This window comes from Synechococcus sp. MIT S9220, assembly GCF_014304815.1.
In the GTDB taxonomy this organism is placed as follows: Bacteria; Cyanobacteriota; Cyanobacteriia; order PCC-6307; family Cyanobiaceae; genus Synechococcus_C.
Genome location: NZ_CP047958.1, coordinates 2193516 through 2206361, shown reverse-complemented (window position 1 = coordinate 2206361; position 12846 = coordinate 2193516). Strand labels below are relative to the sequence as shown.

13 protein-coding genes are annotated in these 12846 nt (G+C 56.7%); 6 read left to right on the top strand and 7 right to left on the bottom strand.

Annotation, left to right across the window (positions count from 1 at the left end; genetic code table 11):
• Position 1: 1 nt before the first annotated feature.
• From SynMITS9220_RS12210 to SynMITS9220_RS12200, 3 genes are all read right to left on the bottom strand, one after another.
• The gene (locus SynMITS9220_RS12210) at positions 2–1045 is read right to left on the bottom strand and encodes a hypothetical protein (RefSeq protein ID WP_186989544.1); all 1044 of its coding nucleotides are present in this window, start codon (positions 1043–1045) and stop codon (positions 2–4) included.
• A complete protein-coding gene (locus SynMITS9220_RS12205; RefSeq protein WP_186989542.1) occupies positions 1042–3165 on the bottom strand; it encodes a hypothetical protein in 2124 nt (707 codons plus the stop codon). Before SynMITS9220_RS12205 ends, SynMITS9220_RS12210 begins: the two co-directional genes overlap by 4 nt.
• Positions 3166–3284: 119 nt before the next feature.
• Positions 3285–4469 carry an NAD(P)H-quinone oxidoreductase subunit H gene (locus tag SynMITS9220_RS12200; protein ID WP_067096192.1) on the bottom strand — a complete coding sequence of 395 codons (1185 nt, stop codon included), beginning with the start codon at positions 4467–4469 and terminating at the stop codon, positions 3285–3287.
• A gap of 43 nt (positions 4470–4512) precedes the next feature.
• On the opposite strand from SynMITS9220_RS12200, the gene rsmH reads away from it, so the two are divergent.
• Complete coding sequence (gene rsmH, locus SynMITS9220_RS12195; protein WP_186989540.1) at positions 4513–5445, top strand: 16S rRNA (cytosine(1402)-N(4))-methyltransferase RsmH; 933 nt, start codon at positions 4513–4515, stop codon at positions 5443–5445.
• Complete coding sequence (locus SynMITS9220_RS12190; protein WP_186989538.1) at positions 5442–5990, top strand: DUF456 domain-containing protein; 549 nt, start codon at positions 5442–5444, stop codon at positions 5988–5990. Before rsmH ends, SynMITS9220_RS12190 begins: the two co-directional genes overlap by 4 nt.
• Here SynMITS9220_RS12190 and SynMITS9220_RS12185 read toward each other — a convergent pair.
• Entirely contained in the window at positions 5987–6637 is a 651-nt protein-coding gene (locus tag SynMITS9220_RS12185; RefSeq protein ID WP_255483299.1) for a hypothetical protein, read from the bottom strand. The genes SynMITS9220_RS12190 and SynMITS9220_RS12185 overlap by 4 nt on opposite strands.
• 167 nt (positions 6638–6804) lie before the next feature.
• The gene (locus SynMITS9220_RS12180; protein ID WP_186989534.1) at positions 6805–7944 is read right to left on the bottom strand and encodes a cysteine desulfurase family protein; all 1140 of its coding nucleotides are present in this window, start codon (positions 7942–7944) and stop codon (positions 6805–6807) included.
• Positions 7945–8005: 61 nt separating this feature from the next.
• Here SynMITS9220_RS12180 and SynMITS9220_RS12175 point away from each other — a divergent pair, with 61 nt between their 5' ends.
• From SynMITS9220_RS12175 to SynMITS9220_RS12160, 4 genes are all read left to right on the top strand, one after another.
• Entirely contained in the window at positions 8006–8521 is a 516-nt protein-coding gene (locus SynMITS9220_RS12175) for a hypothetical protein (protein WP_186989532.1), read from the top strand.
• A 108-nt stretch (positions 8522–8629) separates the two neighbouring features.
• On the top strand, positions 8630–9313 hold the full coding sequence (locus SynMITS9220_RS12170; protein WP_115125980.1) for a response regulator transcription factor: 684 nt from the start codon (positions 8630–8632) through the stop codon (positions 9311–9313).
• Positions 9310–10269 carry an RNA pseudouridine synthase gene (locus tag SynMITS9220_RS12165; RefSeq protein ID WP_255483111.1) on the top strand — a complete coding sequence of 320 codons (960 nt, stop codon included), beginning with the start codon at positions 9310–9312 and terminating at the stop codon, positions 10267–10269. The genes SynMITS9220_RS12170 and SynMITS9220_RS12165 overlap by 4 nt, the downstream gene beginning before the upstream one ends.
• A 56-nt stretch (positions 10270–10325) precedes the next feature.
• Positions 10326–10901 carry a hypothetical protein gene (locus tag SynMITS9220_RS12160; RefSeq protein WP_186989530.1) on the top strand — a complete coding sequence of 192 codons (576 nt, stop codon included), beginning with the start codon at positions 10326–10328 and terminating at the stop codon, positions 10899–10901.
• Between the two features lie 34 nt (positions 10902–10935).
• On the opposite strand, the gene bchM is transcribed toward SynMITS9220_RS12160, so the two are convergent.
• Positions 10936–11649: a magnesium protoporphyrin IX methyltransferase gene (bchM, locus tag SynMITS9220_RS12155; RefSeq protein WP_186989528.1), complete on the bottom strand. Its 714-nt coding sequence runs from the start codon at positions 11647–11649 to the stop codon at positions 10936–10938.
• 24 nt (positions 11650–11673) lie between these two features.
• Complete coding sequence (locus SynMITS9220_RS12150; RefSeq protein ID WP_186989526.1) at positions 11674–12828, bottom strand: N-acetylglucosamine-6-phosphate deacetylase; 1155 nt, start codon at positions 12826–12828, stop codon at positions 11674–11676.
• Positions 12829–12846: the final 18 nt, after the last annotated feature.

Genomic DNA, 12846 nt, shown 5'->3' with positions numbered 1-12846 from the left:
ATTAAGCGTAAGTTTTAATGTTTTTGGAGTTGATGACTGCTTCTGCAAAGGCTGCATCATCGGGTGAAATGATGCCGTCTTCACTGAGCGTGTTAATGGCTTCTTGGAGTTCTTGATACTCCTGGTTATTCAAATCTCTCGTTTGTCGTTGCTCTAGGCCATGTTCCAGAATGGTCTGTAGGTTTTCGTCCAAGCAATTGTCAGCATTGTCCAAGAGCTCACTTTGTAGCTGAACAGATGCTCCTGGCGAGCGCTGAGCATCGGCACCCATCAACAAATCGGATTTATTGTTGTTGGATTTAACCAGAAGCGCCTCAATCCCAATTCTGTCATCGCTGCTATTCAGGTTGTTGAAGCTGAGGGAGTCGGCAGCTAGCTGAAGCTTGCTAAGCGATGATTTGATCTCATGCAGCCGTGAAGCTTCCAAGAGTTGAATGGTTTGGTCAAGTTCTTCGCTGCGGAGCTTGAGCCGATATAAATCCACCTCCAGCGGCAAGCTGTGTATGGTTTCAAGGGATTCAGAGCTTGCCTCTTCCACGAGCTTGATTTCGTCGCGGATCTGGAAAATATGTTCTCCGATGGTGCGAATTTTCTTCTCGTACTCTTCGAATATTTGAATAAAGCGAACGTCGTATTCGTTCCTGTTAATAAATACACCCTGTAGTGACTTGTCAAAGCGAGATTTGATGTCCTCGAAAAATTGCTTGAATTTGGAGGATGCTGATCTCGCGACGTTTAGCTTTCTGCCAAGTTCGAGCTGAAGCTCACTCCTGAGTTGTAGTGTGATTTGCCCCTTGGCTTGTTCGACCTCGTCCTTGGTGGAAATGACAGCCGCGGTTGTGGTGCCAACGCTGGCAATAATTGCTGCTGTCTGAGTCTCAATGGAGCGTTGTAGCTCCCGACTCATTTGATCGATGTCTCTCATGATTTCGTCGACTTTTTGGTCTGTGTAGAGTTGTGCCTTTCGTAGAGCTTCGTTTGCAGCATCTCTTGCGATTCTTGCTGCTTCTGAACTGCTAATGCCTGTTGATGTCGATGAGCTCATTCCTGAACCTCCTCGCCTTCTGCGAGATAATTGAGGCGTTTGACCCCTTTGTCAGCGCCCCCTTCAATCAGAAGTTCGGTTGATTTGACCACATCAATCGGATCATGAACACCGCTCTGGCGGAGGAGGAGCTGATTGGTTGGCTCTTGCATCAGGATAAATTCATAACCCTCTGCGTTGCTGTCTGCCGTAGCCGTTGATGTTGACTCGAGTTCCTGTGTCGCTGCTTTCAGTTTTTCCTCTTGCTGTTGCTCCATCAGGCCAAGGCCTTTAATGTCATCCTCATACTCCGACAACTCCTTTAGCTTTGCGTCGAAATCGGCTTTGGCGAGCAACATGTTTGAGCGAACTTCTCTGAGATCGGCTTGGAATTGATAGCCGATCTGCTTGATTTTTTCGCCCTCTTTTTCGGACATCCTCTGTATTGCCTCGTTGGTCCGAAACAGCTCTGACTTCCTGAAATCAGCTTTTTCGGTCCAAAGGTGCTCCCAGAGGGGGATCAGCAAGTCGACATCTGTCCGCCTAACTTGCCCGTATTGTTCAACTTCGGAGGTTGTGTACGTATAGGGCAGGACGGGTGATGACCAAAGATCCCTCTCTGGATCAAAATAAACTCTTGCAGATTCGCTGATGCCCAGAAATCCATTTGGGCTGCCCGTTAGTGCTTCGACCAATCGTTGCCTGAAGAGATTTAGCTCTTGCTTGAATTGATCAGCAATATGTTCTGCAGCAGCTCCGACTCTGATTGCGCCGCGTGTGTCTGGGTTTAATTGATAGGAGCTGATCAGCTCATGAACTGCTGTATGGCTCTTGAGGAGTTCTTCCAAGAGTTGGGGCTTGCTCGACAATCGGCTGTTGATGAAGCTGTCGGATTGAAGGGCGTCGACCAGTTCGTCCGCCGTGGCATTGTGTGCCTCGTCAAAATCAAGCTGAATCAATCCCTGCAGGTAGTCCTTCGACAAGATTGTGCGTGGGCAATAAAAGCTTCTTGATGACCAATTGGCTCGACTCAGGACCTTTTGATAATTCAGGTGGAGGGCGTTGGTCGAGGTCGTTCTTGCAAAACGATAGCGATCACACAGTTGCTTGAGTTCTGTATTAATTTGCTCCAGTTGTGGGATTGCAGTCTGAGACGCATTTTCCGTCTCGCTGTGCAGTTGCTCGAAGCTTTGGAGATTCTGCTGGAGGGTTGCATCGTTTCCCTCGAGATCAAGCGTGACGGAACTATCGTCGACTTGCTTCGAAATCAGTTCGTTGTTATCAATCACGGCTTGCAGTGCTCTACCGAGATCACTGTCGGGTCGAACGGCGGGAATGTTTATTTCCTCGTCGGAGATTGAAGCCAGTGTTTGAACGTACCGACTGACGGCATCTTTGAGGTTGCGCTCCTCTCCATGCAGCGTTGCATTGCTTTCTCTGCTTTCAGAGATCGATATCTCGTCGGGGGCGAGCAGGACGGGGATGGCATCCAGTTCTTGTGTCATCCCAAGAATGGAATCGGCTTCATTGCTGAGATCCCTTAGGGCTACGGACTGAAGCTTGGCAGGCTTCACCAGGTTGCCGGTGTGCAGAAGCAGCGACTTGTTGAGCACTTGTGTGGACTGCAACGGCAGCAGGGCCGTGCCGAGCGTGACCTCCGGCAGGGCGATGTTATTCGCTCTAAATGACTTGCTTGTCTCTGAATAAAGACGTCTCTTTTGTGTCAGCTCGTCTTTTAACCCCCTGAGGTTTGTTGAGATTTTTTCAAATTCGCTGCGGCTTTGTTTGATGCTGCCGTTGGTTTTCGCCACGGCTGCGATGCCGGCGCCGGCCCCAAAGAAATAAAACCAGGGTGCGTTCTCCTTTGTGTCCTGATTGTTGGCCAGTGCGACCCCCAATCCAAGGCTGACAACCGCTCCGCCTGCAAAAAATATGGACTTGCTTTGCTTGAATGCTTCGCTGAAATCTAAGACTTTCTCCGGCGCTGATTGCGATATGTTCTCTATTTCCTGCTCGATTCTCTCTATTTCACTCTGTATTTCGCCCAGAGTGCTTTGCGCGGACATTTTATTTTCCCATGTCTGCTTGAGGTCTCTGAGGTGATGCAGGATCCCGAGAAGTCGTTCTTCGCCACGGCCCAAAGGGCGCTTTTGGCTAACGACTGAGCGTAACGATCGAATCATCGAGCTAGTCCGACAAGTTGCGGGACTTTATCGTTTCAGCCTCCGCCTTGCTTTTGAATGCAAATTCTGCATTGTTTCTAGCGATCCACTGATCCCATGATCACATCGATGGAGCCAAGGATCGCCATGATGTCGGCAACCTTGTGTCCCTTCAGGATGTGAGGAAGGATCTGCAGATTGTTGCTGTCTGCGGCACGAATCTTGAAGCGCCAGGGTGTGACGTCGTTGTTGCCCTGAATGAACACGCCAATCTCGCCCTTCCCAGACTCCAGTCGGGTGTAGAGCTCGCCATTGGGGATCTTGAAGGTGGGTGCCACCTTTTTGGCCACGTACTGGTAGTCAAAGCCGGCAAAATCGCTGTCTTTGCCCTCGGCCATGCGTTTGGCCTCCAGGTTTTCCGTCGGACCACCAGGAATCATGTCGCAGGCCTGGCGAAGAATCTTGAGGGATTGGCGCATTTCTTCGACACGAACCCTGTAACGGGCGAAGCAGTCGCCCTCTTTCTCCCAGACCACATCCCAGTCGAAGTCGTCGTAGCACTCGTAATGGTCAACCTTGCGCAGGTCCCACGGCACTCCGGAGGCCCTCAGCATCGGGCCGGAAAGGCTCCAGTTGATGGCTTCTTCCCTGCCGATCACGCCTAGCCCCTCAATGCGCCGGCGGAAGATCGGATTGTTGGTGATCAGCTTTTCGTATTCATCGATCTTGGGGCCGAACCAGTCACAGAAGTCGCGACATTTTTCCAGCCAGCCCCAAGGCAGGTCGGCTGCCACACCACCGATGCGGAAGTAGTTGTTGTTGATCAGGCGTTGACCGGTGGCCGCCTCCCAGAGGTCGTAGATCATCTCCCGCTCTCGGAAAATGTAGAAAAACGGCGTCTGGGCGCCGACATCAGCAAGGAAGGGACCCAGCCAGAGCAGATGATTGGCGATGCGGTTCAGTTCCAGCATCAGCACTCGGATGTAACTGGCCCGCTTCGGAACAGGAATATTCGCGAGCCTTTCAGGGGCGTTCACGACGATCGCTTCGTAAAACATGCCCGCCGCATAATCCATCCGGCTCACGTAGGGCACGAACATCACGTTCGTTCGGTTTTCGGCGATCTTCTCCATGCCGCGATGGAGGTAGCCGATTACCGGCTCGCAATCGAGGACATCCTCTCCATCGAGAGTCACCACAAGGCGCAACACCCCGTGCATTGAGGGGTGGTGGGGGCCGAAGTTGACCACCATCGGCTCCGTGCGCGTTTCCATCTGCGTCATGGGGCCGTGGCAGAGCAAGTGCGTTGGATCTTAGGAAGGACCCATGCCCGATCTGCCATCCAGCCCCGCCCAGGGCTTCATGCATGTGCCGGTTCTGGCCGAACCGTTGATGCAAACGCTGGCCGCAGAGCTCAGTGAACAGTGCCAATCAGGCGTGTTCATTGATGCGACGTTGGGTGGTGGTGGCCACAGCGGTTTGTTGCTGGATCGCTATCCACAGCTGCGTCTGCTGGGGCTCGATCACGATGAAACTGCCCGTTTGGCGGCTGCCGAGCGGCTTCAGCACCATGGGGATCGCGTCACGATCGTGGCGACCAATTTCGCTGATTACACCCCTCCCCACCCGGTTGCATTGGTCCTGGCCGACCTTGGGGTGAGCAGCCCTCAGCTGGATGTGGCGCAGCGGGGATTCAGCTTTCGGCTGGATGGTCCTCTCGATATGCGGATGGATCAAGTTGGGGGAGGGGAAACCGCGGCTGAACTGATTGCAAGGCTGGACGAATCAGATCTGGCGGATTTGATCTACGCCTATGGAGAGGAGCGCTTGTCGAGGAGGATTGCCCGCAGGATCAAGGCTGATCTGGACGCCAGCGGTGCCTATGCCGGCACGGCGGCACTGGCCTATGCGGTGGCTGGCTGTTATCCACCCAAGGCCCGCCGTGGTCGGATTCATCCCGCCACACGCACGTTTCAGGCCCTGCGGGTTGCGGTCAATGATGAGCTGGCGGTGCTGGACCGCTTGTTGCAACAAGCCCCCGACTGGCTCCAGCCTGATGGCCTGCTGGCAATCATCAGTTTCCATTCCCTTGAGGACCGGCGTGTGAAGACGGCCTTTCTCAGTGACGATCGCCTGCAACGCGTCACTCGGAAGCCATTGAGAGCAGACGAGTCAGAGCAGCAGCTCAATCCGCGCAGTCGCAGCGCAAAGTTGCGCATTGCCCGCCGCCGACCCCCAGAGCCGAGTTCTGAAGCATGACCTGGGCTTGGACGAGTGATGGGGTTTGGTGGATTGCCCTGCTGGTTCAGCTTCTGTCGATTCCAGGTTCGTTTTTGCCCCTGCTTCCAGGCTTGATTTGGTTGCCGGTGGGATCCCTTGTCTGGATGGCGGCTGTGGGTTGGGCTCAGGCCTGGCCTGAGTTTGTTCTGGCGCTGGTGTTGTTCGGCTTGGGTCTCATCGCTGATCTCCTTGCTCTTGGATTGGCATCTGCACGTCTGAAGGCCAGTCGCTGGTCTGCGGCGGGAGCCGGTGTGGGTTTGCTTGTGGGAGTGCTGGGTTTGCTGCCGGCTCTGCCGTTCGGTGGGCCACTGCTGGGGGCCTTGTTCGGTCCCTGGCTGGGCGCAACGTTGGTGGAAACCTGGGTCACAACAAAGCCACCCCGGAATCTGGGGTGGCTTGAAGCGTTGCGTCAGGGATCGGTGGTGGGTCTGGCTGTTGTGGCAGGGCTTGTGATCAGTCGCCTTGCTCAGCTGCTGCTGGCAGTGCTGGGTGTCGCAGCGTTTGTTGCTCTGAGCTCTTTTTAACTGTTGAGAAAACCAGTTTGATCATCAGTGCCAAATAGCTGACGATAAGCAGCCAGCGAGATACAGATCACAACGGGACTTGCAACGAGCAGGCCAACACCATTGAGAATAATTCCGAAGGTCAAAATAATCGTGTTGACGATTAACAGCAAAAGCATCCACCACCATGTGGCATCAATAATCTTTTGGCCTTTCTGAATGTTTTCAACCGGATTGCCTGTTTGTAGAAGTGCAATAGCAGGCAAAAGTTTTTGGTTGACTGAGAGATAGATGAAAATCACCACCCCTGCAATCAGGGGGATGAAGCCGGCGAATGTGCTTGCTGCAAAAAATTCATTGGTGAGCCACCGAAGCACCAAAACAATGATGGAAACGATGATGGCAAGAACGATCTGATTGATGAATAAACGTCCGGCTGCATTGCCGTCCCAGCGCACCAAGTCAGAGAACGAAGGCTTCGCTCCATTGAGCGACTTCCAGGCTCCGCGGATCAGACCCGTGATTCCCCAGAGGCTGATCACTGTGCTGCCAATGGCAACAACGAGAAAATAAGCAATGGGTACGCTGTCGTTCGCTAAGGCGTGTGCTCCGCGCACGATGATCTGAAACAGAATCCAGACGCTGCCAGCCAACAGGGTGAACAGCACCAAAGGCCATGGGGCTCTGGCGAAAGCATTCCATCCGTCTTCAATGGCTTGAAGCACGTGAAGCCGCTGCTTGGCCGGTGTCTCAGTCATGAATCACTGGGGAACTTGCGCGGAAGGTAGCTTCTCTGACACTTTTTTCCAGAGGTTGTATTACTCGTCTTTGAGTTTCAGCGCTGGGTCATTGTCTGAATTGCGGTTGTAATGACCTCGATCGCGCCGTCAATATCTGCCGCTGTGGTGTCGCGTCCCAGGCTCAGGCGTAAGGATCCTTCCGCCTCAAGACGGCTTCGTCCAATGGATCGCAGAACGTGAGAGGGTTCGCCGCGACTGCAAGCAGAACCACTGCTGCAGGCCAGTCGGGATCGCAGTGCCCGATGCAGGCGACTACCTGAGACGTTGGGCACTGTGAGATTGAGGTTATGGGCCAGTCGAGGTTGCAGCGTCCCGTTGAGCTGGATTGTTGGATTGCGATCTTTGAGCCCTCCCCACAGCTGATCTCTCAAAGCCTGGAGTCGAGCCTGGCGGTCCTCCAGGTCTTGCATGGACAGCACGGCTGCAGCCGCCATGCCCATGATCAGGGGCACCGGTAAGGTGCCCGCCCGCAGCCCCTGCTCCTGTCCTCCACCCCACTGAAGCGGTTGTAGCTGCGTGCCAGATCTCACCACCAGGGCGCCGATGCCTTTCGGTCCATTGAATTTGTGTGCGCTGAGACTGATCAACGCACAACCCAGTGCTTCGGCATCCAGAGGGAGATGCCCGTAGGCCTGAGCCGCATCGGTGTGCATCGTGATGCCGTGGCTGCTGCAGACGGCACTCAGGGCCTGGATCGGTTGGATCACGCCGATCTCGTTGTTGGCCACCATCACACTGACCAGCTGGGTGTTGGGCTGAATGGCCTGTTCCAGCTGTTGTTCCGTGATCAGGCCGTTCTTTTGTGGAGTCAATAACGTGATCTCAAATCCCTCATGCTTCAGCTGCAGAAGGGGGTCGAGCACCGCGTGATGCTCACTGGCCACACTGACCAGATGGCCTGGTCCACCGTCGGAGAGCGCGCGAGCCCTGGCATGGCCCAGCAGCGCCAGGTTGTTGGCTTCGGTGGCGCCACTGGTGAAGATCAGTTCCTCGGATCTGATCCTCAGGCTGCTCGCAAGCCGTTCTCTGGCTGAGCCGATTGCAGCGGCGGCTGTCAAACCAAGCCGATGTTGCCGGCTCGATGGATTGCCCCACTGCTCGCGCCACCAGGGCTCCATCGCCTGGATCACTGAGGGATGACAGGGTGTGGTGGCCTGGTGATCGAGGTTGATCACAACTTCACTGCGCTCAAGTGGGTGTGTGGGGTCAGCATGGTGTGACTCTCAGATTGTCGCGATGCACTCCATCCGTTGGGTCTTCAGTTTGGGTCTGCTGGCGTCGGCAGCTTTTCAGCCCGCTGTCGCTGAGGGGTTCGATCGGGAGCAGATCCTGGAGCAAATGAAGGCATCGCGCCCGGTTGATCTGGTGGTGCTGGACCAGGGCGAGGGGGCTGAGGCGTACGCCCTGGGGATCTTTGCGGTCTCGGGAGATCCTGCTGATCCTGAGATACGCAGGTTCAAGCTGTGGCAGGAATCCGCCGACAATCTGGTGATTCCCAGCGAGTCGGTGAACTGCAGTCGAGAGGAGCCGCTGCGGGTCACACGGGACACCGAAGCCATCTATGTGCGCAAACTCAATCCAGGGGGGCCTTGGCATGCGTCCACCCGCGAAGACCATCTGGTGTGGTGGGCGGCCTGTCATCCCGACCTTGCTGGTCAAGATCCCGCCGGTCTCGCGGACAAGGCCAGAGAGCTCGGTTATTCCACTGAGCTGATCGAATCCCAGGAAGTGTTGCGGTTGCCAGCGCCCTAACGCCCCTAGATTCCGGCCAGATGAGGTCAGGCCTTGACAACCTCCCAGCCCGAACAACCCTCCCAGGCCCCTCAGCCTGAACAGCCCACACCGTCCGAACAGCCAACGGTGAGACTGCTGTTGGTCGATGATGAACCTGGGCTGCGTTCAGCAGTGCAGGCCTACCTCGAGGATGAGGGATTTGATGTCACCACGGCTGTGGATGGTGAGGATGGTTTCGCCAAGGCGCAGCAGATGCTGCCTGACGTGGTGATTAGCGACGTGATGATGCCCCGGCTCGATGGTTATGGGCTGCTCAACAAGCTCAGATCTGATGAGCGTCTGGGCGGCACACCCGTGATCTTTCTTACTGCCAAGGGCATGACGGCGGATCGCACCCAGGGCTATCTGGCGGGTGTTGACGATTACATCCCCAAACCCTTTGACCCGGATGAGCTGGTCGCGCGCGTGACCAACGTGGCTCAGCGTCAGCAGCGACTGTTGCAGGAAGCAGCCCGCTTCGCTGATGCCGACATGGGCCAGATGGCCAAACAGATCACGGAGATTCGCTCTCTGCTCGCTCAGGCGGAGGCACTGCCATCCAGCGACCCTGTGCAGCACAATTTCACGCCAAGGGAATCCAGTGTTCTGCAACTGGTGGCGGAAGGATTGATGAACAAGGAAATCGCTCGTCAGCTGGAGACATCAATCCGAAATGTCGAGAAGTACGTGAGCAGGTTGTTCATCAAAACCGGCACTTCCAGCCGAACGGAGCTGGTGCGTTACGCCTTGCAGCATCGTTTGGTGGAGTGACAGGCCAACAGGCAGAGCCTTTGCCTGAAGGTTGGCGTCCAGCCGCACTCAATCAGGGATGGACGTACAGGGACATCACGCACTCTGACGATCAAGGCACGCTGATCAGCGAGCTGATGGCTCAGCGTTACGGCCACTCCTTCAAAGACGTCTGGCTTCGCCGAATCGCTGCTGGTGAACTCCAACTCAACGGAACGCTTCTGCTCAAGGATCAACCGCTGCCGGATCAGGCAGAACTGCTCTGGCACCGTCCTCCATGGATCGAGCCGGCCATCCCCGACATCTGGTCGGTTGTGCATGACGACGGGGATCTGCTGGTGATCAACAAACCGTCCGGACTGCCGGTGATGCCCGGTGGCGGCTTTCTGCAGCACACGCTCTCCACTCTTTTGGATCAGCGCAGTCGCCAGCTGGGTGACCCCCTGGTTGCCAAACCCGTGCATCGCCTCGGTCGCTTCACCTCCGGATTGCAGGTGTGTGCACGCCAGCCCACCACCAGAGCCGCTCTTTCGCGAGCTTTTAAGCCGTCCTCAGGAACCCGAAAGCTCTATCAGGCCTGGTCCCAGCGTGTCGCAGGGCTTGAGTTCGGGAGGCCTCTTGCGGTGAATACGGATGTGGTCGAGCGGCCCCATCCCTTGCTGGGCTGGGTCTGGGGACCGTTGCCCCCAGCGGATGGGTTAATCCGGCGACGTCTGAAAGCCCACAGCGAATTGACGCTGCTGGAACGCTGTCCCCAGGGAGATCGTCTGCAGGTTGCGATCACAACGGGTCGCCCTCATCAGATCCGCATCCATCTCGCGCAACTGGGGTCTCCCCTGCTTGGTGATCCGCTCTACCTGAACAATCAGCGCATCAGTGATGTCGCCACTCCGGGAGACGGGGGCTATCGGCTCCATGCCTGGCGTCTGCAGCTGGATGATCTGCATGTCAGCTGTGAGCCGCCATCAACGTTCTGATGCTGCTCAAACTCGCCAAGACTTGTCAGCATCGAGTGAGTTCAGAGGTTGATGCCATGCCCAGGTCGGTCTCCGCGGTTGTTGTTGGCTCGCTGCTGTGTCTGCTCGCGGGCTGTTCCACCGGCGGTTCTGGGGGCGATCAGCGGCAGGCCATAAAACTCAAGGTGCTGTTCTGCAATGTGGAATCAGGCACCTTCATTGATGCCAATCGTGATTCGGTCCTGTCGGTGGGTGATTCGGTCAGCTACCGACTTGCCGTGGCCCGGCTGGGCGGAGCAGTGCAGGGGTGTGAACAGGCGAATGGTTCCTTCTATGGGCTTGAACAGGTGGTTGAACGACGAGTCCTCAAAGGCGAAACCGTGTTCCTCACCCATGCCCAGGGAACCCTCACCTTCAAGGACGGCAATATCCAGACCCGTTCTCTTGGCTCGCTTCAGTCCAGCGCCGCTGTGACACCAAGCCTGGAATCAGGGACATTGACTCTCTCGCTCGGAGATTTGTTCCCTAGCAATCACGGGGCGACCCTGATCGGTCAGGGCGGCGCTTTCAGCGGCACTGTGGGGTCTGCTGACTTTGTCAGTGATACCCCTCCCTACGCGCTGCTCAAGTTGCACAGTCAGTTCGGGTCCTGACGGATCCTGAGCCCTGGTCTTTTCGAGGTGCTGTTCAGGACTTGTGAAATTCGATCAGCCTGGAGAAGTAGAACGGCGCTTTGTTGAGGCTGCGTCGCACGGGTTTGAAGCCGCAGGCTTCCGCGGCCGCCACAATCCCTTTCTCCTTGAGGGTGTAGGCGCGGGTGGTTTTGCTGGGGCCTGGGAATAACTGGCCGATACCTTTCAGTGCTGCCAGGAGCGGCGTGTAGGGCGCGAAGCTCACGATCAGGCGTTGTTCGCTGAGAGAGCAGAGGTGCCGCACCATCTCTTCAGCAGCTTCCTGGGGGTAGTGAATGAACACATCCAGGCAGCACACGGTGTGGAATGAGCCGCTGAGACTTTCCAGATCACTGGCGGCGAAATTGAGCTTGGCCATGTCTAGGCCCGCATCACGCGCCCGGCGCTCAGCTTCCTTGGTCATGGCTTCAGAGATGTCGCTGGCATTGATGAAGCCGGCTCCCATGCGCGCCAGGGGGAGGCTCAAACTGCCGACGCCGCAACCGGCATCGCAGAAACTCACATTGTTGAACTGCCCACTCTCCTCGATCCAGGCCAGGACTTCATCAACAGTTTTCTGGTGTCCGATCCTGATATTGCGCTGGACCTTATTGACGTCATCGCTATCGCTGTAGATACGGTTCCAACGATCGAATCCCGTCGTCTCGAAATAGCCCTTCACTTCCTGTTTCTCGGCCTGCTTGTCATTCAGCAGTTGCTCGGGGGCCATCAATTCACTCGCAGCGGCGGAATCTTAAGCAGCCTGCCGCCAGGCCAGCTTTCGTTCTGATTCGTTCCATTCCCAGCGCAGCAGATCGTCCAGTCCATCTCCAATCAACAAGGGGTCTTCAAGGCGTTCCGCCAGCACTTCTCTGGGAGCCATGGTGGAGGCCCAGATCGCACCATCCGCATCACCGCTCCAGCTGGCTAGACGGCAGGTGCCTTCGAGCAACGGCAGGGTCACACCGGCCAAGGTGCCGTCCTCTAGTCGGCAGGTTCCGTTGTTCACCAAGAGCACTCGCTCATCCCAGCGATGTTCACCCTCCGCCAGCCCGTAGGGCGCCAGGGCATCACTCACCAGCACCAGCTGATCCCCCGCCATCTTCTGCAACAACACCGCAGTGGTGGGATGCACATGCACTCCGTCGGCAATCAGCCCAAGCGCAATGTCGCCGCGACGGCAGGCTTCTCCCAAGGGCCCAGGAGCGCGGTGGTGCAGTCCCGGCATGGCATTGAAAGCGTGCGTGATCATCTCGACGCCCTGTCGGAACGCCAGGGCTGCCTGATCGGCATCTGCAGTGCTGTGACCCAGAGCCACATGGATGCCGAGCCCTTTGAGTTCGTTGATCAACGCCTGAGCACCCGGTTGCTCCGGCGCCAGGGTGATCAGGCTGATGTCGGTTTCAAATCCGTCGATCCGTGTCTTTAGGGCCGCGACGCTGGGGGCAGCGATGTGCTCCAACGGGTGTGCACCCCGCCGTGCTTCCGCAAGGAACGGGCCCTCAAGGTGTGCTCCCAGCAGCTGGCAGCGGCCCGCTTGATGCCGGTCACGGGCCTGCCGGAGTACGGACAGGGATTGGCGTAGCGGGGCCACAGCACAGGTGACCAGGGTTGGAGCGATCGCTTCGACCCCATCGCGCCAAAGCAGCTCCAGCAACTCCAGGAGTTTCGGCAAATCCTGTTGCGTGAGCTCCGTGAAGGCCAGGCCCAGTCCCCCATTGATCTGCAGATCGATCCCCCGACGACTAAGCCTGTCTCCATGCCAGCTTTCCCCGGCCATCGCCCCACCGGCCGGCATCGGACCAGCGGCGATGATCAGATTGCGATCATCCAGGCTGAGCCAGGACAGACCTGCAGGGTCGTGGTTTCCGGGTCGCTGGGGCAAACGCACATCGGTGATCCGACGCATGCGGTTGGGCCGGCTCAG